Below are 20,316 nucleotides of genomic sequence, written 5' to 3'. Positions count from 1 at the left end.
CAGAAGCCTGACCTAAATCCGGGGACAGTTACTTCTTAGGGCATCGCCCGAAAAGTAACTGTCCCCGAACGTTTTACTGCGCGTCGAAATCCAGCACCAGCCGGTCGGTGTCGGGCCGGGCCTGGCAGGAGAGCGTGAAGCCCGCCTCGATTTCCCAAGGCTCGAGCGAAAAATTCTCGTCCATGGTGGCGGCGCCCTCGACGATCCTGCAGCGGCAGGTGCAGCACATGCCGCCGGCGCAGGAATAGGGCAGGTCGAGACCGGCCTTCATCGCGGCGGTCAGCACCGTGTCCTGGGCCGCGTCGACCTCGATGGTGCGGCGGGCGCCATCGAGGATGATTTCCACCGAGGCGCCGTGCTTGGCCCCATTGACCGGCGTGCCGTTGGTCTTGGCCGGCGCCGGTTTCGCGCCTGGGGCGGGGGTGAAGAGTTCGAACTTGATCTTGTTCTGGTCGACGCCGAGCGTAGTCATGGCGGCGGACGCCGAGAGGATCATCGGCTCGGGGCCGCAGATATAGATGGCGTCGGCGGCTTTCGGGTCGATGACGCCGAGGTTGGCGAGGTTCTCGAGCTTCTCGGCGTCGAGCCTGCCGTTCATGATCTCGACGTCCTGCACCTCCTCGTCCATCACGTGCAGCAGCGTGAAGCGGGTGGTGTAGCGGTCCTTGAGATCATTCAAATCGTCGCGGAACATGACGCTCGATGAATTGCGGTTGGCGTAGAGCAGGGTGACGGTCGAATCCGGCTCGCCGGCGAGCACCGACTTGGCGATCGACAGGCAGGGCGTGATGCCGGAGCCGGCGGCCAGCAGCAGGTAGTCGTGCTCGCCGCCGATCTGAGCCGTAAACCGGCCCTGCGGCGGCATCACCTCGATGCGGTCGCCCTGCTTCAGCGTCTGGGCGAAGCTCGAGAAGCGACCGTCCTCGATGCGCTTGACGCCGACGGTGCGGCGGCTGGTCTCATTGAGCGGCGAGCAGATCGAATAGGAGCGGCGCATGTCCTCGCCGCCGATATCGGCGCGAAGCGTCAGGTACTGGCCCGGCACGAAGGCGAAGGTGTCGGAGAGATCCTCGGGGATGGCGAAGCTGATCGCCACCGCATCCGGGGTCTCGTTGCGGACAGCGGCGATTTCGAGTGTGTGAAAGCGGGGTGCGGCCATCGGTCAGGTCCTCAGATGCACTTGAAATAATCGAAGGGTTCGGCGCAGTCGTCGCAGCGGTAATGCGCCTTGCAGGCGGTCGAGCCGAACTCGGAAACTTTCGTGGTGTGGGTGGAGCCGCAGCGCGGGCAGGCGATCACGTCTTCAGAAAAGAAGGCGCGCCTGCCGCCCGAGGAGCCCACCGGCGGGGCGATGCCATAGGCGCGGAGCTTCTCGCGGCCTTCGGCGGAAATCCAGTCGGTGGTCCAGGCGGGTGAGATGACCCGCTCGATTGTCGAGTCTATACCGGCGTTTAGCAGTGCTGTCTGAACCGCCATCTCAATGGCGATCACCGCCGGGCAGCCGGAATAGGTCGGCGTCAGCCTGACTACGATCCGGCCATCCTCGTTGCGGGTGACCGAGCGCAGGATGCCGAGATCGGCAACGGTGACGCAGGGCACTTCCGGGTCGGGCACGCCGCTTGCCACGTCCAGCGCGCGGGCGAGCTCGAAGTCGGTCCCGGTCGTGCCGGGGGCTTCGCTGCCTGCCGTCATGGTGGGTGACTGGCTCACGGCATCTACCAGGTCTGGCCGGGATAGGCGCGCTGCATGAATTGCAGCTCGGCCAGCAGGTGGCCCATGTCCTCGCCATGGTTGCCGTCGCGGCCGCCCTTCTGCATGACGCGGATCTCGGGCATCTCCAGCTTCGCCTCATTGAAGACAGCGGCGATGGTCTCGTCCCATTCGGCGCGCAGGCTCTCCGGGTCGGGCAGCAGGCCGGATGCAATGGCCTGTTGCCGCGCAGGCGATGCCATGAACAATTCGCCGGTGTAGCGGTGCAGCTCGATGACGGCGTCGGCCATGCGGCGGGCGCTCTCCTCGGTGCCGTCGCCCATGCGGATTACCCATTCGCCTGAATGGCGCAGGTGATAGGCCATTTCCTTCTCTGCCTTGGCGGCGATGCCCGCGAGCGTTGCGTCGGTGGAGCCCGCGGCAACGTCGCGCCAGAACGGCTGCATGAAGGCTGCGAAATAGAACTGGCGCAGCATGGTGTGGGCGAAGTCGCCGTTGCGGCGCTCGACCAGCAGGCAGTTTCTGTACTCGCGTTCGCGACGCAGGAAGGCGAGATCGTCCTCGGTCCGGCCCTTGTCCTCGATCTCGCCCGCATGGGCATAGAGCGCGCGGGCCTGGCCGAGCAGGTCGAGCCCCATATTGGCGAGCGCCATTTCCTCTTCCAGGATCGGCGCGTGGCCGCACCATTCCGACAGGCGGTGGCCGAGGATCAGGCAGTCATCGGCGATCTCGAGGATGGCCGGGACATGGGTTTCAACAGCGGCCATCACATGTGCCCCACTTCATCGGGGATGTCGTAAAAGGTCGGGTGACGGTAGATCTTGTCGTCGGCGGGCTCGAAATTGGCTTCCGCAAAGGACGGATCGGAGGCGGCGATGTCGGCGGAACGGCAGACCCAGATCGAGTTGCCTTCGCCGCGGCGGGTGTAGACGTCGCGGGCGGCCTGCAGCGCCAGCGCTGAGTCTGCGGCATGCAGCGATCCGACGTGGCGGTGATGCAGCCCGTTGCGCGGGCGGATGAAGACTTCCCAGAGGGGCGTGAGGTCGTGTCTGTCGGTCATTCTGCTGCCTCCCGGGCGATATGCTGATTGTCTGCGCGTTTCCTGGCATTGGCGAGGGCGGCTTCGCGCACCCAGGCCCCGTCGTCCCAGGCCTGGTTGCGGTCGCGGATGCGGTCGCGGTTCATCTGGCCGTTGCCGGAGACCACCGCCTTGAACTCGGACCAGTCGATCTCGCCATGGTCGTAGAGCTTGGTCTCCTCGTTCCACTTAAGATCCGGATCGGGGACGGTGAGGCCCAGATACTCGGCCTGCGGCACGGTGGCGGTGATGAATTTCTGGCGCAACTCGTCATTGGAGAAGCGCTTGATCTTCCACTTCATCGACTGGTCGGAATTTGTGCTGTCGGTGTCGGAGGGGCCGAACATCATCAACGACGGCCACCACCAGCGATTGAGCGCCTCCTGCGCCATCTGCTTCTGCTCTTCGGAGCCGCGTGCCAGCGTCATCATGATCTCGTAGCCCTGGCGCTGATGGAAACTTTCCTCCTTGCAGACGCGGATCATGGCGCGGGCATAGGGGCCGAAGGAGCAGCGGCAGAGCGGAATCTGGTTCATGATCGCAGCACCATCGACCAGCCAGCCGATGGCGCCGATGTCGGCCCAGGTCGGTGTCGGGTAGTTGAAGATCGAGGAATACTTGGCCTTGCCCGACAGCAGCTCCTCGGTCATCTGCTCGCGGGAGACGCCCAGCGTCTCGGCGGCGGAATAGAGATAGAGGCCGTGGCCGCCCTCGTCCTGCACCTTGGCGAGCAGCGCGATCTTGCGGCGCAGCGACGGCGCGCGGGTGATCCAGTTGCCCTCGGGCAGCATGCCGACGATTTCCGAATGCGCGTGCTGGCCGATCTGGCGGACCAGCGTGCGGCGGTAGCCTTCGGGCATCGGGTCGTTGGGTTCGATCTTTTCCTCGCGGTCAATCCGCGCCTGGAAGGCTGCGAGAAACTCTTCGGATTCGGTGGTGCTGGAATCCGCGCCGATGAGGCCCTGGCTGTACATATCGTGATCCTCCGCTGTGGAGTATCTTATATGTTACAAGCATAAAGAATGTCAAGGCAATCGTGTAACGTATTGACGAATGGACACCGGTTTGATCGTCAGCCGCCGAAACGGGCGGCGAGCCGGGCGTCGGGCGGCGGCAAGGGACCCGAGGGCGTGGTGGCGCTGGCATCGAGCCAGGCCTCGGAGGCGGGCAGCAGTTTGGCGTAGATCGCGGCGATCAGCGCGCGGGTTCCGGGTTCCGGGTCGCCGGGCTCCACGAGATCGGCGGGGATCGCCGGAACCCTGAGCGCCAGGCGCCGCCATTCGTGGATCACGAGGCAACGGAGCGCCATGGCGTCGACGGGCGGCGGACTGCCTGGCTGTTGCAAGGCCGTGCCGAGCGGCTGATAGGCCGCATGCAGCTCCTCGAAGTCGGCGAAATGCCGGGCTTCGGCGAGCCGTGCCCGCATGGCGTCGCCGGGCTCAAGGCTTGACAGGCCGGCGAGCGTGGCGCCGGGAATGCACAGGCTGTCGGGCAGATCTGCAACAGCCGCGAAACACAGGATCAGCTGTGGGGCAAGTTGCAGCGCGCCGGCCTGTTCGAGGGCGCCGAGCACCTGTTCGGACAAGGGCTCGGCTGCGATGATCAGCGACCGGGACGCGTCCGCCGGCAGCAGCGAAGTCCTGGCGTAGATGCGGCGTTCGGCGGCGCGCACCGTTTCCTCGACATCGCCCGAGAGCCGGTAGAAACTGTTGCGGCCCTCGCGCGATCGCTCGATCCAGCCATCGGCGGACAGCCGGGAGATGGCGGTGCGGACGGCGCCGGCACCGATGCCGAGCCGCTGCATCACGGCCTGCAGCGTGCCGGCCGACACCACGCCGCCGCGCGGGCCGATGGCATCGCCGAGAAAACTGACGATCAGCGACCAGGCCGACAGCCGTCCACCCGCCTGCAGGCTGGCAAGGCGGACGGTGATGGTTTCGGCAATTGGGTCGGGCTCACGCATGGGGAACAGGCAATAGACGGATTTGGCGGATGCTGGAAGAGGGCGCGCCGCTCTCCTGCAGGTGCCGTTGGTGTTTGCATTCGGATCGGCTAGGCTCTAACGGGATCAGCGGATGGGACAGACCGGGAAGGATTGCCAGTCATGAAAGTTGTCGTCATGGGAGCCGGGGTAATCGGGGTCACCACCGCCTATTATCTGGCCAAGGGCGGGGCGCAGGTCGTGGTGCTCGACCGGCAGGCCGGGCCGGGGCTCGAGACCAGCTACGCCAATGCGGGCGAGTTGAGCTACGGCATGACCTCGCCGTGGGCTGCGCCCGGCGTGCCGATGAAGGCGCTCAAGTGGCTGTTCATGAAGCGGCGGCCGCTGTTCATCTGGCCGCTGATCAGCCCGACCATGTGGAAATGGGGGCTGCAGATGCTTCAGAACTGCAACGACGAGCGCTACCGCATCAACAAGGGGCGGATGGTGCGGATCTCGAACTATTCGCGCGACGTGATGCCGGAGCTGATAGAAGAGACCGGCATCGAGTATGACGGGCGGTCGCAAGGGACTCTGCAATTGTTCCGGACGGCCAAGCAGATGAAGGATTCGAAGGCCGACCAGGAGATCCTGGCGGAATACGATTCGCCCTACGAGGTGCTCGACCGCGACGCCTGCATTGCCTCCGAACCGGCGCTGGCGGAGGTACGGGGCAAGTTCGTCGGCGGCTTGCGGTTGACGGCCGACCGCACCGGCGACTGCCGCATGTTCACGATCGCGCTTGCGGAGAAATGCGCCGAGATGGGCGTCGAGTTTCAGTATGGTCAGTCGATTCGGGGAATTGCGGTGGAGAACGGCCGGATTGCCGGGGTCGACACCGAGATCGCCGGTCGGATCACCGGCGATGCCTATGTCTGCGCACTCGGCAGCTACGGCCCGAAGCTTTTGAAGCCCATCGGCGTCAACCTGCCGGTCTATCCGGTCAAGGGCTATTCGGTGACGCTGCCGGTGACCGACGACGCCTTCGCGCCGCAATCGACGATCATGGACGAAACCCACAAGGTGGCGATTACCCGGCTTGGCGACCGCATTCGCGTCGCCGGCACAGCCGAGATCGCCGGCTATTCCAACCGTCTCGGCCCGCACGCCACCGACACGGTCAAGCATGTGATCGGTGACCTGTTCCCGAAGGGGGGCGACATTTCAAAGGCGGAAGGCTGGACGGGCCTCAGGCCGATGACGCCCGACGGCACCCCGGTGCTCGGCCCCTCGCGTTATGACAATCTCTTCCTCAACACCGGCCACGGCACGCTCGGCTGGACCATGGCCTGCGGCTCGGGCCGGGCGGTGGCGGATGTGGTGCTCGGCAAAAAGCCGGAGATCGACTTCGACGGGCTGACCTGGGAGAGGTACGGGTGAGGGGCCAAGACGGTCCCGCGACGGCCAGCCTGACGGTCGGCGCTGCCGGTTCGGTGATCCATGAAATATATCTCCCGCAGTCCGATCGCGCCAATTGACAATGACTGCGGCCGGACCGAGCGTGGCGTGCCCACGGCGATGTGCCGGTCGGGGCCAACAGGGGTAGTTCAGATGAAAAACAGGGTATTGGCATGTCTGGCGGCAACGCTGGGCCTGATCGGCGCCGCACAAGCGCAGGTGGCAACCGGCACCTATACGGTGGAGGGAACCAATCTCGACGGTAGCGCCTACGGCGGCACCGCCACCATTGAACTGAGCTCGGACACCACCTGCCACATCCACTGGAGCACGGGCACCGAATCCGACGGCATCTGCATGCTCTACGACAACGCCTTCGCCGCCGGCTACGTCTTCGAAACCGGGGCCGTCGGGCTGGTGGTCTATCAGGTGATGGACGACGGCACGCTTGAAGGCGCCTGGACCATCGACGGCCAGTCCGGCTCCGGCACGGAGAGACTGATCCCTCAGTGAGTGATGCGGGCCGGGCGGACGCGCGGACTTGCTCGATCCCTCGTGCCAGGCAATCTCTACCTCAACATCGGCCACGGTATGCTGGGCTGGACCATGACCTATGGCTCGGGCCGCGCGGTGACGGATGTGGTGCAGGGCAAGAAGCCGGAGATCGATTTCGACGGGTTGATCTGGGAGCGGTATGGGTGAGAGGCGGCATTAGGGGAATGATACTTGGGAACTGAGTTAATGGTATCGGACCCGATTTCATCCAACTCTCAAGGTACTTTAAAAGTGGGTACCATCTTTGAGTTCTACCGCAATTTGCTTGGCTCTGGCACCGAGATCGGGATGAGCCTCCAAGCCTAGGATTCTTTTTGCTGCAGCGTCATAATCAATAAATGGCTCAATGCTGTCCTTTCTTAAAACGCGAAATACACCTCGATCGCTACTATTGATCGTGTTGCTTAGATGAGAGAGGGTTTGAATCAGCCCAACATCTGAAGCGATGTGCGCCTGAAGTAGATCACGTGGGCCTTGTCGGTCGCCTCCCTGCTGCCAAGCATAGAGCAAGTTGGCTGGGTCGGGGGTAGCAAACAATTCCTCTGCCGACATATCCCGATAACGAGATAGCATAAGTTCTGTGATCTTGTTGAGTTCGCCGTCACTAAATAGCCATTCAGCATCGCTTATTTTACGGTTGCCATAGCGACCGTGCGCAAATGTTTCGCTTCGGAAGAGAGTTGTAAGCCAGCCTATAGCTGCACCATCTCGAAACATTGCCTTGATCACGCCCTCGCGTTGCGTTGGCTCAAGACGCATCAATAGCATGGGTATTAACCTCTCGGCGCGATCCCAGATGGATCCTAAGCGAGAGCGTTCGAATGGATCAAGTAGATAGGCTTGGTCCATCACCTGCGAAAATGCCACCAAGAAGTTCTCGCATTGTTGAGGCGTTAGCACCTCGTAAGCGCCGCCATTGATTCTCTCAAGCAATAGGTCGGCCTTAGTCAGCGTTCCCAGCGCCTTCTCACTGTGAAGGTTCAGCAATGCCATGCCCGCTTCAGCGGCATCAGCTTCAATTGCCGCCCAAATTGACTGGAAGTCACTCTGGGTCAGTGCATGTGACGGCCCCCCAAGTGCAAAATAGAGGCGATAGTGGTCGGGGCTGGCGAGACGTTTGTTCCGGATCGTCTCGTCACGCTCTTGGTCATTTATCGGTGAAAATAACTCAAACACACTTTCGCCGGCGGAATATCCTGGATCAACACCTAGCAGATTGTCAGCAAAAGCATGGCGATAATTTATATCTTCAAAGTGACCATTTGGCACTGATGCCAAGAGAGTATCAAGTTTACGCCCCCTTTCGGTGTCGTCTATTGATGTTGTACCAAGCGATACAGCTGCGACGGTGCCGCAATATTCCTCTATCCATCGGTATAGAGCAGGATTTCCATCCTTTATAAGCTGAAGCCACACAAGGTCACCGAGGTCGGCATGAGCCTCGCGCAAAGGGGGCCAGAAAAACCTAATTGCATCCAAAGCCCGCACGACTGATCTTGGTGTTCGCAGTTGACGCCCACCTTCATAGTCTATCACTCGCTTCAACCGCGAAAGCTCGTCATCATCCTTCACTGAGGCCATCGTTTGTAGCTCATCAGTGAACCACTGACGTAGCTGGAATGGCTCCGGCTTTGGAACCATAACTGTGAGTTGAACGATCTTTTCCAGATATGACTTGCCGCTCTTTACTTTAGCTGCCTTCTCGATGCTATGTGCCAAGATATCGCTGTCGTAGCAGAGCAAATAGATCACGTTTGGAAGGTCAATCACCGAACGTACGAGCCGCAGGATCTCAATAACTTCGCCGGGCTCAAGACGGTCTACGTCATCGATTGTGATGACGAACCGATGGTTTAGTTGACGGAGAGATTTTTCCAGATCGTCCTTAAGTCTTGATAGCTGAATACGATTGCTCTCCTTGCTGAAGAGACCGCCAAGCGCGTTCAACCCTTTGCCAATCCACTTAATTGGCCCGAATCCTGAAGCATCACCGGCGACTTCGATAGCAGAACCAGCCTTGCTCAGGCCGCGCATAAAACTTCGAAGTGCATTGCCTGCCTCTTTAGCTTTTGCAACAGATATTCGCGTGGCGTCCCCTGCGTTTAGAGTAACCCGATCCAGCCCCCTGGAGAGGTCGCCGAATAGGCTCGTGATCAGTGCGTCTCGATTGCCGATTAGCCAAGGCCGGAAGTTAATAACTGTTGGCCTCTGGTCCTCAGGAAGTCTTCCAAGCTCATCTCCAATTAGAAACAAGAGGCTCGACTTACCTGAACCCCAAGACCCTTCCACCCCGATAACCAAACCCTCTTCTGATGCGCGATCCACAAGCGAAGTCGCTATTCGCTTTGCAATCTCACGAAATCCGAGCTTATCCTCGTCCGCGGAGCTTAGTGCCCTGTCTCCTTTGACCGAATAGGTTTGATTCCTTGTCATGGCAATTGTTGTACCCGAGGGGTGTGGCAACTCAAGCGATTATATCGTGCCATTTGTATGGCCACTCAGTCCCGGAAACTCTCCCCCCTGTGCTCCCTCCAGATGATGAACACGCCGCTGGCGATGATCACTGCCGCCCCCACGAACACCAGCGCATCCGGGATCTCCGCCCAGAAGATCCAGCCCAGCAGCGTGGCCCAGATGATGGCGGTGTAGTCGAGCGGTGCGACGACGAAGGCGGGGGCCAAGCGGAAGGCCTGGGTCATCATGGTCATGCCGGCGGTGCCGAATATGGCGATGGCCGCGAACAGCCAGAGGTCCTCGGCTCTCAGCGGCACCCAGATGAACGGGACGATGAACAGGCTGATCAGCGCGCCGGTTCCGGTCATGTAGAGCAGCAGCGTCCAGACGCTTTCGCGGCTGTCGACGAAACGGGCCGAGAGCATCAGAAGCGCGTAGACGAAGGCGGTGGCGACCGGCAGCAGCGATATCGCCTGGAAGGCCGAGGTGCCGGGCCTGACCGCGATCAGCACGCCGGCGAAACCGACAAGCACGGCAAGCCAGCGCTTCCAGCCGACATGCTCGCGGAAGACCAGCGCCGACAGTGCGGTGATGAACAAGGGCGCGACGAAAATCAGCGCGGTGGCTTCGGCGAGCCCCATATAGGTGATCGAGGTGAAGAACAGGAAGGTGGCGCCGACCCAGAGCCCGCCGCGCATCAGATGCGCCAGCGGCCGGTGCGAGCGAAGCGCCGCGTGGCCGCCCATCCGGTGGGCGATCAGGATGGCGAAGGGCAGCGCGATCAGATTGCGCAGGAACTGGATCTGGAACGGCGAGTAATGCGCGGTCAGGGTCTTGGCCAGCGCGTCGTTGACGCAGAGGCTGGCGACGCCCACGCACATCAGGACAATGCCCGCGGAGGTGCGGGATCTCACTTCGGTCGGTGTCTGCAGCAAATTGTCTCTCTCCCTGGTTGCGCCGGAGCCTAGCAGCATGTGCTTGAAAATCGAGCGCGTTTTTTGCCCGGCGGGATTTCCTGGTGGATTACGTGCATCGCCGCGCACGGGACGTGGCCAATTTACAGATGCCTTTTTTATGGCACACTGATTGTCTGGGCCATCAAGGCCTCGCGGGAGAGGGGCATGCTGAAATATGGCCTCCCTGGCGCAATCGCGCTTGCGATGCAGTCCGTGTTGCCGGTGCGCGCGGAACCTGTGGACATGCTGTTGTGCCTTGCCGCCGACGTGTCGGAAAGCGTCACCGCCGGCGAATACGATCTTCAGAAGCAGGGCCATGCCTCGGCGATCGAGGATCCGGAGGTGGTGGCGCTGATCCAGGCGGGAGCCTACGGCCGGATCGCGGTCCACTATGTCGAATGGGCCGACCAGCTGCAGCAATATGCCGAGATGGACTAGCAGGTGATCGGGGACATGGAATCTGCGCGCGATGCCGCCCAGAAGATCCGCCACTCGGCCTTGCCGCCATGGATCAGCATGAGTGTCCGCAACACCTCGACCAGCCAGGTGGTGGAGTATTGCCTGCGCCGGTTTCAATCAGCCCCTGTGGCGGCGCGGCGGATGGTGATCGACATCTCGTCGGACGGCACCAGCAATGTCGGCGCGCGCATCGATGTCATGCGCGACCTGGCGGTGAGCCGGGGCGTGGTGATCAATGCGCTGGCGATCGAGGATTCGCTGTCGCCGTTTCCCGACGGCACGCACACGCGGCCTGACGGCGGGCTGGTCAACTATTTCGAGGCCAATGTGGTGGGCGGGCCCGGATCCTTCGTCCAGGCCGCCAAGGGCTATGCCTCGTTCGGCGAGATGATCCGCAGGAAGTTCATCCTGGAACTGGCGAGCCTGCAATAGGGCGGAACCTGACACTGCCTGGAGTGTGATTTCCCGGCTTCCGTCCTGCAAGACCTGATCCGGTATCTTTCTGGCTCAAGTCTTTGGCTTGAAAGGATTTTCTGACCCGGCGGACGCCGGGTCGCTGGATCCCGGCTCAAGGCCGGGATGACGGAGAATTGGGCTCCCCATTTCAAGGCAGGTCTAATATCACCGCTCGTAGGCGTTCATCGTGTGCAGCTCGTATTCGGCGACGTCGTCGCCGTCCTGGTTCAGCACCGCCACGTGCCAGCGGACTTCGCCATACTCGTCGGTGCGGCGGGTCTTGCGCTTGACGGTGAGCTCGACCGAGATCGCGTCGCCCGGCGAGACCGGCTTCATGAACTTGAGCCCGTCGAGGCCGGTGTTGGCGAGCACCGGGCCCGGATTGGGCTCGACGAACAGGCCGGCTGCGAAGGACAGGAGCAGGTAGCCGTGGGCGACGCGACCGGGGAAGAACGGGTTGGCCTTCGCCGCCTCCTCGTCCATGTGGGCATAGAAGGTATCGCCGGTGAAGTGGGCGAAATGCTCTATGTCCTCGAGCGTGACCACGCGCGGGCCGGCCTCGATGGTGTCGCCGATCGCAAGTTCATCGAAGGTGCGGGTGAACGGGTGGACGGGGGATTTCGGCTTGGCGGCGCCCTTGATCCAGGTGCCGGTGATGCCGGAGATGATGTCCGGGCTGCCCTGCACGGCCGTGCGCTGCATGTAGTGCATGACGCCGCGGATGCCGCCGAGTTCCTCGCCGCCGCCGGCGCGTCCCGGTCCGCCATGGACCATGTGCGGCAGCGGCGAGCCGTGGCCGGTCGCTTCCTTCGCACTGTCGCGGTTGTTGACATAGATGCGGCCATGGGCTGCGCCTGCATCGACCAGCAGCGAGCGGGCGACGGCCGGATCATGGGTGATGACGGAGGCAACAAGGCTTCCCTTGCCGCGGTTCATCAATTGCCCGGCATGAGCCAGATCGCGGTAGGGCATCAGGGTTGCGACCGGGCCGAAGGCCTCGACCGAGTGCACGGCTTCAGCCGCATCCGGATCGTCGCAGGCAAACAGCATCGGGGCGACGAAGGCGCCCTTTGCCTTGTCGGCGCCATCGACTTCGAACGTGCCCTGGTCGCCGGTGAGCTGGCGGCATTCGGCGGCGATGCGGCTTGCCTTGTCGAGCACGTCGGCTTTCTGCGCGGCCGACGCCAGCGCGCCCATGCGGGTGGTCTCGAGCGCCGGGTCGCCGATGCGGATCTTTGAAAGTTTCTCGGCAATGGCGTCGCCGACCGGGCCGATAAGGGCCTGGGGCACGATGATGCGGCGGATGGCGGTGCATTTCTGGCCGGCCTTGGCGGTCATCTCGCGGACGACTTCCTTGACGAGGATGTCGAATTCCGGGCTGCCTTCGGTGACGTCCGGGCCGAGCACGGAGGCGTTGAGGCTGTCCTGTTCGGCGACGAAGCGCACGGAGTTTTCCAGCAGGTGCGGATTGGAGCGCAGCATCAGCGCGGTCCTGGCCGAGCCGGTGAAGCCGACCACGTCCTGATAATCGAGCCTGTCGAGCAGGTCGCCCAGACCGCCGGACACCAGCTGCACGGCGCCTTCGGGCAGGATGCCGCTCTCGATCATGCGGCGGACGCATTGCTCGGTGACGTGGCAGGTGGCCGTCGCCGGCTTGACGATCGCCGGCATGCCAGCGAGCAAAGTCGGCGCGAGTTTCTCGAGCATGCCCCAGACCGGGAAATTGAAGGCGTTGATGTGGACGGCGACGCCCTGGAGCGAGGTGGCGACATGCTGGCCGACAAAGCTGCCGTTGCGCGAGAGCATTTCCAGCTCGCCGTCGACATAGATGTGACCATCGGGCATCTCGCGGCGGCCCTTGGAGGCATAGACCAGCATGGTGCCGATGCCGCCGTCGATGTCGATCATCGAATCCGGCTTTGTGGCGCCGGTGGTATAGGACAGGGCATAGAGCTCGTCCTTGAACTTGCCGAGCTCCAGCGCCAGAGCCTTGAGCATGCGGGCGCGATCGTGGAATGTCATTGCCCTGAGCGCCGGTCCGCCTTTTTGCCGGGCGAAATCGATCATGCCTGCCGTGTCGAGCGAAGCCTGTCCGGCGATGGCCAGCGGCTCGCCGGTGACGGCGCTGGCGATGGGACGGGCGCCGTCATCGGCCGGACGCCAGTTGCCGGCGACAAAGCTCTGCACATTGATCAAACCCATGTCTCTCTCCCTTTTGGCGGATTTCCGCCGTCTGTCTTGCGCCCATGCGGCGCGGGATGACTATCCCTGAAATATTTTTGCGGCCTTCCACGAGCCGGGGCTCTGGGCCGTGATCGCGGCAAAGGCCTCGCGCAATCGCTCGATACCGGTCTCTTCCGCCCAGAACATCGGGCCGCCCAGATGTTTGGGGAAACCATAGCCCTCGGTCCAGACGATATCGACCGCGGTGTCGCTGGTGGCGATCCCTTCCTCGAGGATCAGGTTGGCCTCGTTGACGATGGCCGCCATGATGCGCATCGTGATCTCGTCGGCGGAAAACGACTGACCACCGGTCGAATGCTCTCTGCGCCATGCGGCAACCATCGCCTCGATCTCCGGATCGGGCTGGCCGGCGCCGCCGGTGTGATCGTACCAGCCCTTCTTCATCGGGCTGCCGCGGCCCTGCCGGCCCATCTCGCAGAGCCTGTCGGCGATATCGACATAGCGGCCCGGCCATGTGCCGGCGGCAAGCTGGCGCTTGCGGTTGGCCCAGCTGATCTGCAGCCCGGTGCGGTCCTGCAACTCGTAGGGTCCCATCGGCATGCCGAGCGTACGCATGGCCTTGTCGACATCATAGGGCGAAGCGCCGTCGGCAACCATGTAATCGGCCTGGCGGCGGTAGGCCGAGAGGATGCGGTTGCCGATGAAGCCGTCGCAGACGCCGGTTTCGACCGGGATCTTGCCGAGGCCCCGGGCGAAGGCGAAGGCGGTGGCCATGCTCTGGTCGGCGGTGGCCGAAGTGCCGACGACTTCGACCAGCTTCATGATGTTGGCGGGAGAGAAGAAATGCAGGCCGAGAAAACGTCCCGGGCCGGGCATGCCTTGGCTGATCATGTTGGGATCGAGATAGGAAGTATTGGTGGCAATCAACGCTTCGGGGGACATGACGGCTGCAAGTTGGCCGAATACGGCGCGCTTGATTTCGGGGTCCTCGAACACGGCTTCGATGGCGATGTCGGCGTCAAAGGCTGTTGCGTAGTTGGCGCCGGCGGCGAGATTGGCGCGACGTGCCGCGGCCTTGTCGTCAGAGATGCGGCCCGACGCCAGGTCGCCGGAGATGATGGCTTCGACGCGGGCGCGTCCGGCCTCGGCGCTTTCGACATCGCGTTCAAGCAGGGTGACCCGGTGGCCGGCGGTGAGGCTGGCGGCAGCGATGCCGGCACCCATCAGGCCGCCGCCGACGATGACGACATGGTTGATCGTGGCCGGCTTGAAGGCCTTCAGGCGGTCCGGCCTTGTGACGGAACGGCTGGCGAAGAACAGCCGGCGCAGGGCGCGCGACTGGGCGCTTGACCGCAGATCGAGATGGGTCTGGCGCTCAATCCTGCTGCCTTCGGCAAAGGGGAGGGTGGCTGCAAGCGCGGTGGTTTCAAGCGCGATCATCGGCGCGTCGGCGCCCTTGGCGGATTTGGCGATCTCGGCCTTGAGCACGGTGAGGTCGGCGTTTTCGACCGTGCGCTCCGAGGTGTTGAGGGGACGGGCGGGCAGGGACGCACGGAAGCCGGCGAGGGCCTGCATCGGGTCGCCGTCAAAGACGAGATCGAGGCCGCTGAACTCCTCGAAGGTCCTGGCGTTCACCGGTTTGCCATTGGCGGCCATGCGGGCGGCGCGCTCGAGCCCGATGACGCGCGGCAGGCGCTGGGTGCCGCCGGCGCCGGGAATCAGGCCGAGATTTACTTCCGGAAGGCCGAATTTCGTTGCCTTGTCGGCGATGCGCCAGGCGCAGGCGAGCGCCAGTTCCAGTCCGCCGCCGAGAACCGTGCCGTGCATGACGGCGATGAACGGGGTGGCGCTTGCCTCAATGGCGTCGAGTACATCCGGCAGGTGCGGCAATGGCGGCGGACCGGCGAATTCGGAAATGTCGCCGCCGGCGACGAAGGTGCGCCCGGCGCATACGATGGCCGCGGTTTGGCAATTGGCTTCGTTGACCTGGCGGACGGCCTCCATCAGTCCTTTCCGAACACTGACCGAGAGCGGATTGACCGGCGGGTTGTCGATGGTTACCAGCGCATGGCCATTCTCTATCGTGACGTCGACCACCCGTGTTTCCTGACTTGCGTGAAGGGTGGCTGAAGGCGTGGTCACTGTGGCGGCTCCCGGAGTGGCGAGGTGAAATTTTAAGTATCAAATACCGTGAGATTATTAATTGACCAACCGGTCGGCTTATGCAACCATTATTTTCAGGAGGACTCCTGCGATGAGTGAACTGGTACTACATTCCTGGAACGGCGGCGTGCTGGAAATCACGCTGAACCGGCCGGATCGATTGAATTCCTTCAATGACGACATGCACCTTGCTTTGGCGGATTGTCTCGACACGGCGCGGGACGATGCGCGCTGCCGGGCTGTGCTGCTGACCGGAGCGGGGCGCGGCTTCTGCGCGGGGCAGGACCTGTCGGCGCGCGACCCGTCCAAGATGGATGGTCCACCGGATCTCGGCGACACGCTGACCCGGTTCTACAATCCGCTGATCCGCCGCATCCGGACGCTGGAAAAGCCGGTCGTCTGCGCGGTCAACGGGGTGGCGGCCGGGGCCGGGGCCAACCTGGCGCTCGCCTGTGACATCGTGCTGGCGGCGCGCAGCGCCAAGTTCATCCAGTCGTTTTCCCGGGTCGGCCTCATTCCCGACGCCGGCGGTTCATGGATGCTGCCGCGGCTGATTGGTGAGGCGCGGGCAAAGGCGATCGCCATGACCGCAGAGCCGGTGACCGCCGAGCGGGCCGAGCACTGGGGCATGATCTGGAAAACCCATGACGATGCCGAGCTGATGGACGAGGCGCGAGCGCTGGCCGCCCGCCTTGCCATCGGGCCGACCTTCGGGCTCGGCCTGATGAAGGGCCTGATCCAGGCGGCCGCCGGGCAGGAGCTCGACACGCATCTCGATCTGGAAGCCGAGACCCAGCGCGAGGCCGGCTTCTCTGCCGATTACGCCGAGGGCGTGCGGGCCTTTCTTGAAAAGCGCGAGCCGAAATTCGGGGGCAGCCAATGAACGCGATCTCGGATCAGGAACGCGCCGAGCGATCCTCGGAGGCAATGTTTAAAGACGACTACACCACCAAGGGTATGGGCATGACCATCGACGCGGTGGGACCGGGTACGGCGACGCTGTCGATGCTGGTGCGCAAGGACCATCTCAACGGCCATGGCTCTTGCCATGGCGGCGCGATCTTCACGCTCGCCGACAGCGCCTTCGCATTCGCCTGCAACAGCCGCAACACGATCACCGTGGCGCAGCACTGCTCGGTGACGTTCCTGGCGCCGGGGCGGGAAGGCGACCGGCTGACCGCGACGGCGCGCGAGGTGTCGCTCGCCGGCCGCTCCGGCATCTACGATGTCAGCGTGACGCGGCAGGACGGGGTGACGATCGCCGAGTTCCGCGGCCTGTCGCGGACCATACCGGGCACGCATTTCGAGGAGCCCGCCGCCTGAGGCGGTGGCCGAACAGAATTTGGGAGAGGGCCGCCGGTTTTACGCAAACCGCCGCCCCGGGATTGCTGGAGAACCCGATGCTTGATTTGACGCCCGACCGGGCAAGTCTCGATCCGATCGAAACCGCCTCGCGCGACGAGATTTCCGCGCTGCAGCTCAAACGGATGAAATGGTCGCTGGCCCATGCCTACGAGAACGTGCCGCACTACAAGGCGTCGTTCGACGAAAAGGGCGTGCATCCGGATGACCTGAAGACGCTGGCCGACCTGTCGAAATTTCCGTTCACCACCAAGATCGATCTCAGGGACAATTACCCCTTCGGCATGTTCGCGGTGCCGCGCGAGAAGGTGGTGCGGATCCACGGCTCGTCGGGAACCACCGGCAAGCCGACCGTGGTCGGCTACACCGCGGCCGACATCGACATGTGGTCTGATCTGGTGGCGCGCTCGATCCGGGCCTCGGGCGGGCGTCCCGGCGATATCGTGCATGTCTCCTACGGTTACGGGCTGTTTACCGGCGGTCTCGGTGCGCATTACGGGGCCGAGCGGCTCGGCTGCACGGTGGTGCCGATTTCGGGCGGCATGACCGAGCGGCAGGTGCAGCTGATCACCGATTTCAAGCCGCAGGTGATCATGGTGACGCCGTCCTACATGCTGTCGATCCTCGACGAGTTCCGCCGGCAGGGCATCGATCCGCGCGAGAGCTCGCTGGCCGTCGGCATCTTCGGGGCGGAGCCATGGACCAATTCGATGCGCAGCGAGATCGAGCAGGCCTTCGACATGCACGCGGTCGACATCTACGGGCTTTCCGAGGTGATGGGGCCGGGGGTTGCCAACGAGTGCGTCGAGACCAAGGACGGGCTGCATATCTGGGAGGATCATTTCTATCCCGAGATCATCGACCCGGTGACCGGCGAAGTGCTGCCGGACGGCGAGATCGGCGAACTGGTGTTCACAACGCTGTCGAAGGAAGCGCTGCCGATGGTGCGCTACCGCACCCGCGACCTGACAAGGCTGCTGCCCGGCACGGCGCGGTCTATGCGGCGGATGGAAAAGATTACCGGTCGGTCCGACGACATGATCATCCTGCGCGGCGTCAACGTGTTCCCGACCCAGATCGAGGAGCAGATCCTCAAATGCGCAGGGCTTGCGCCGCATTTCCAGATCGAGCTGAGCACCAGCGGCCGCATGGATCAGATGACGGTTCACGTGGAGTGCACCGTCACCAGTGCGTCCGAAGAGGCGCGCACGGTGTCGGGCAAGGAACTGGCGCATCACATCAAGAGCGTGGTCGGGGTCACCGCCCGGATCAATGTCGCCGAACCGGGCAAGGTGGCGCGCTCCGAGGGCAAGGCCAAGCGCGTGGTCGACAACCGGAACCGGACCTGAGGCCATGGCCCGGACAATCGCCAAGGATCACGAGGCAAAACGCGAGGCGATCCTGAAGACCGCCGCGTCCTTCTTCGCGAAACAGGGCTTTGACCGGGCCTCGATGGGCAAGCTGGCGGATGCCTGCGGCGTCTCCAAGGCGTTGATCTATCATTATTATCCGTCCAAGGACGCGCTTCTGTTCGATATTCTCGATACGCATCTGACGGCGCTGGTCGACGTGGTGGAGACGGCCGCGGCCGAGCCCGGATCGCGCTCCGGGCGGCTGCGTGCGCTGGTCCGCGCCATCCTGATCGCCTACCGGGATTCCGACGCCGAGCACAAGGTGCAGCTCGATGCGCTATCGTCGCTGCCCGAAGACAACCAGATCCACCTGCGCGCCTTGCAGCGGCGGCTGGTCGCCTGCATGTCGGAGTGTGTGCGCGAGATCGAACCCGAGCGGTTCAGGGCGCGACCGGAGCTTCTGGCGCCGGTGACGATGTCGGTGTTCGGCATGCTCAACTGGTTCTATCTCTGGCACAAGCCGGGCGGGCCGGTCGACCGCGACGCCTATGCCGACATCGTCGCGGATCTCGTGATCGGCGGACTGCCGGCGGTGTGCGAATAACATCGGGGACAGTTTACTTTCAGCGCTCAGGGTCCGTTAGACCATCCCCATTGGATATTGCGCCAAAAGTAAACTGTCCCCGTTCCCCGGCCTGAATTCAGCTGTTGTCTTCGACCGGGGCCGCGGGGCCGTTTTTCTTGATCGAGTCAATGGCGTTCTGGGCGCTGGCCTTGCTCGAATACCCTTCCGTCGAGAACATGATCTCGTTGTTGTATTTGAAGCGAACGCGGAATTCGCCCTTCTTGTCCTTGTAGATTTCAAACTTGTGAGCCATCTGCTCCCTCTCCCTGCGGTGTGAATCATACATCAGCAAAGTGCCAGCTGGCGGTGGTGTTCACAAGGCCGAAAACCTGCTTCCGCCTCAGGGCCGCTCTCCGGTATAAAGCGCTCTCGGACGGATCAACTGGTTCGTGGTGCGTTGCTCCAGCCCGTGGGCGATCCAGCCGACCGAGCGGCCGATGGCGAAGAGCAGGAAGGCTGAACCCTCGGGCAGCCGCAGATATCTCCTGAGCGCGACAAGCGCAAAATCGATCGAGGGCGCCGTGCCGGTCAGATCGTCGACGGCCGCCGTCAGCCGGGTGGCTTCAGGAAAATCATCTCCGATTGCCGAAAGCAGCGCCCTGGCGCGGATATCGCCGTCCGGATAGAGCGGATGACCAAAGCCCGGTAGCGAGCCGCCGGCCTGCAGCCGGTCGCGGAGGCTTTTCGCCGGGGCGTCGGGATCGATGCTGGTCCACAGGGATTCGACGCTTGTGGTGGTGGCTCCGTGCTTGACTCCACTGAGGGCCGCGAGCGCGCCGACGATGACGGCTTTCAGCGAGGCGCCGGTGGAGGCGATGCAGCGGGCGGTGAAGCTGGAGGCGTTGAGTTCATGATCGGCGCAGAGGACGAGTGCCTGGCGGATCAGATCGGCGCCTGCCGCGTCGACGCCCCATGTTGCAGCGAGTTGCTGGTGGACCGGTGCGGAGGTGGGCGCCTGCCTGAGTGCGCAGGCCGCGAGGATGCGGACCAGGTCGCCACTGCCACGCGCCACCGCTGCCGGATCGGTTCGCCAGGCGGAGGTCGGTTCGTCACGCGCGGCGACCGCGAATAGCGGCAGCAGCGTTTCGGCCGGCAATGCATCGCCCACCTGGGAAGCCAGTTCGAGATAAGCCTTGATGGTAAGAGGGGCGCGGCGCGGGAAGGCGCTCCCCACAGGCAACTGCCAGAGCAGGGCGGCGATGTCCTCGAGCGCGGCGGTGCGCGAGAGCTCCACGGCGCTTTGTCCGCGATAGTAGCACGCGCCGTTCTCGATCAGCGTCAGTCCCGATTCCAGCACCGGCATGCCCCAGTCGAGCGTCGCTTTGGCGATTTCCCTGGGCTTGCGGCCGCGTCGCCTGGTTTCGGCCAGTTGCTCGACGGCGTCGGCGAGATAGCGGCTTTGACGCGGATCGTCGCCGGGCACGGCCTTGATCAAGCCGCGGCTGACATAGGCGTAGAGCGTCTGGCGGGAGACGCTGAGGCGATCGGCGGCCTGTTTCGCGTCGATGTAGTCGGCCATGGCTGAAAACCTGATAGTTGATTTATATGATCAATATTGACGATATCTCAGTTTGGCGGTTGTG

19 protein-coding genes and 1 pseudogene are annotated in these 20,316 nt (G+C 63.3%); 8 read left to right on the top strand and 12 right to left on the bottom strand.

Annotation, left to right across the window (positions count from 1 at the left end):
• Positions 1-73: 73 nt before the first annotated feature.
• The 6 genes from O4H62_RS08975 to O4H62_RS08950 all read right to left on the bottom strand — a co-directional run bounded on the left by O4H62_RS08975 (position 74) and on the right by O4H62_RS08950 (position 4,751).
• Entirely contained in the window at positions 74-1,159 is a 1,086-nt protein-coding gene (locus tag O4H62_RS08975; protein WP_269387150.1) for a 2Fe-2S iron-sulfur cluster-binding protein, read from the bottom strand.
• 11 nt (positions 1,160-1,170) lie between these two features.
• Complete coding sequence (gene paaD, locus O4H62_RS08970) at positions 1,171-1,692, bottom strand: 1,2-phenylacetyl-CoA epoxidase subunit PaaD (RefSeq protein WP_269387567.1); 522 nt, start codon at positions 1,690-1,692, stop codon at positions 1,171-1,173.
• A 23-nt stretch (positions 1,693-1,715) separates the two neighbouring features.
• Positions 1,716-2,477 carry a 1,2-phenylacetyl-CoA epoxidase subunit PaaC gene (gene paaC / locus O4H62_RS08965; protein WP_269387149.1) on the bottom strand — a complete coding sequence of 254 codons (762 nt, stop codon included), beginning with the start codon at positions 2,475-2,477 and terminating at the stop codon, positions 1,716-1,718.
• Positions 2,477-2,770 (bottom strand): 1,2-phenylacetyl-CoA epoxidase subunit PaaB, encoded by a 294-nt coding sequence (paaB, locus tag O4H62_RS08960; RefSeq protein ID WP_269387147.1) that lies wholly within the window; start codon positions 2,768-2,770, stop codon positions 2,477-2,479. The genes paaC and paaB overlap by 1 nt, the downstream gene beginning before the upstream one ends.
• Positions 2,767-3,762 (bottom strand): 1,2-phenylacetyl-CoA epoxidase subunit PaaA, encoded by a 996-nt coding sequence (gene paaA, locus O4H62_RS08955; protein WP_269387145.1) that lies wholly within the window; start codon positions 3,760-3,762, stop codon positions 2,767-2,769. Before paaA ends, paaB begins: the two co-directional genes overlap by 4 nt.
• Positions 3,763-3,860: 98 nt before the next feature.
• Positions 3,861-4,751, bottom strand: coding sequence for a PaaX family transcriptional regulator C-terminal domain-containing protein (locus O4H62_RS08950; protein WP_269387143.1), 891 nt, complete (start codon positions 4,749-4,751; stop codon positions 3,861-3,863).
• A gap of 141 nt (positions 4,752-4,892) precedes the next feature.
• On the opposite strand from O4H62_RS08950, the gene O4H62_RS08945 reads away from it, so the two are divergent.
• The 3 genes from O4H62_RS08945 to O4H62_RS08935 all read left to right on the top strand — a co-directional run bounded on the left by O4H62_RS08945 (position 4,893) and on the right by O4H62_RS08935 (position 6,869).
• On the top strand, positions 4,893-6,149 hold the full coding sequence (locus O4H62_RS08945; protein ID WP_269387142.1) for a D-amino acid dehydrogenase: 1,257 nt from the start codon (positions 4,893-4,895) through the stop codon (positions 6,147-6,149).
• Between the two features lie 171 nt (positions 6,150-6,320).
• Positions 6,321-6,680 carry a hypothetical protein gene (locus O4H62_RS08940; RefSeq protein ID WP_269387140.1) on the top strand — a complete coding sequence of 120 codons (360 nt, stop codon included), beginning with the start codon at positions 6,321-6,323 and terminating at the stop codon, positions 6,678-6,680.
• Between the two features lie 42 nt (positions 6,681-6,722).
• Entirely contained in the window at positions 6,723-6,869 is a 147-nt protein-coding gene (locus O4H62_RS08935) for a hypothetical protein (RefSeq protein WP_430538398.1), read from the top strand.
• A 78-nt stretch (positions 6,870-6,947) separates the two neighbouring features.
• On the opposite strand, the gene O4H62_RS08930 is transcribed toward O4H62_RS08935, so the two are convergent.
• Both O4H62_RS08930 and O4H62_RS08925 read right to left on the bottom strand, forming a co-directional pair.
• On the bottom strand, positions 6,948-9,155 hold the full coding sequence (locus O4H62_RS08930) for a KAP family P-loop NTPase fold protein (protein WP_269387138.1): 2,208 nt from the start codon (positions 9,153-9,155) through the stop codon (positions 6,948-6,950).
• A 65-nt stretch (positions 9,156-9,220) separates the two neighbouring features.
• Complete coding sequence (locus O4H62_RS08925; RefSeq protein WP_269387136.1) at positions 9,221-10,111, bottom strand: DMT family transporter; 891 nt, start codon at positions 10,109-10,111, stop codon at positions 9,221-9,223.
• A 186-nt stretch (positions 10,112-10,297) separates the two neighbouring features.
• Here O4H62_RS08925 and O4H62_RS08920 point away from each other — a divergent pair.
• Positions 10,298-11,023 (top strand): annotated as a pseudogene (locus O4H62_RS08920) (DUF1194 domain-containing protein).
• Positions 11,024-11,212: 189 nt separating this feature from the next.
• On the opposite strand, the gene paaZ reads toward O4H62_RS08920, so the two are convergent.
• A complete protein-coding gene (gene paaZ, locus O4H62_RS08915; RefSeq protein ID WP_269387134.1) occupies positions 11,213-13,249 on the bottom strand; it encodes a phenylacetic acid degradation bifunctional protein PaaZ in 2,037 nt (678 codons plus the stop codon).
• Between the two features lie 60 nt (positions 13,250-13,309).
• Positions 13,310-15,373, bottom strand: a complete 2,064-nt coding sequence (locus tag O4H62_RS08910) for an FAD-dependent oxidoreductase (RefSeq protein WP_269387133.1) — start codon at positions 15,371-15,373, stop codon at positions 13,310-13,312.
• 112 nt (positions 15,374-15,485) lie between these two features.
• On the opposite strand from O4H62_RS08910, the gene paaG reads away from it, so the two are divergent.
• From paaG to O4H62_RS08890, 4 genes are all read left to right on the top strand, one after another.
• Positions 15,486-16,277, top strand: a complete 792-nt coding sequence (gene paaG, locus O4H62_RS08905; protein WP_269387131.1) for a 2-(1,2-epoxy-1,2-dihydrophenyl)acetyl-CoA isomerase PaaG — start codon at positions 15,486-15,488, stop codon at positions 16,275-16,277.
• The gene (gene paaI, locus O4H62_RS08900; RefSeq protein WP_269387130.1) at positions 16,274-16,717 is read left to right on the top strand and encodes a hydroxyphenylacetyl-CoA thioesterase PaaI; all 444 of its coding nucleotides are present in this window, start codon (positions 16,274-16,276) and stop codon (positions 16,715-16,717) included. The genes paaG and paaI overlap by 4 nt, the downstream gene beginning before the upstream one ends.
• A 77-nt stretch (positions 16,718-16,794) precedes the next feature.
• Positions 16,795-18,105 (top strand): phenylacetate--CoA ligase PaaK, encoded by a 1,311-nt coding sequence (paaK, locus tag O4H62_RS08895; RefSeq protein ID WP_269387128.1) that lies wholly within the window; start codon positions 16,795-16,797, stop codon positions 18,103-18,105.
• A gap of 4 nt (positions 18,106-18,109) precedes the next feature.
• Entirely contained in the window at positions 18,110-18,712 is a 603-nt protein-coding gene (locus O4H62_RS08890; RefSeq protein WP_269387127.1) for a TetR/AcrR family transcriptional regulator, read from the top strand.
• Positions 18,713-18,809: 97 nt separating this feature from the next.
• Here O4H62_RS08890 and O4H62_RS08885 read toward each other — a convergent pair whose 3' ends face one another.
• Entirely contained in the window at positions 18,810-18,986 is a 177-nt protein-coding gene (locus tag O4H62_RS08885) for a YegP family protein (protein WP_269387126.1), read from the bottom strand.
• 87 nt (positions 18,987-19,073) lie between these two features.
• Positions 19,074-20,252, bottom strand: coding sequence for a citrate synthase family protein (locus O4H62_RS08880; protein WP_269387124.1), 1,179 nt, complete (start codon positions 20,250-20,252; stop codon positions 19,074-19,076).
• Between the last annotated feature and the right edge of the window lie 64 nt (positions 20,253-20,316).

The organism is Parahoeflea alexandrii (genome assembly GCF_027214025.1).
Lineage (GTDB): Bacteria > Pseudomonadota > Alphaproteobacteria > Rhizobiales > Rhizobiaceae > Hoeflea > Hoeflea alexandrii_A.
The sequence above is the reverse complement of the archived record's forward strand: the minus strand, read 5'-3'. Positions and strand labels throughout refer to the sequence as shown.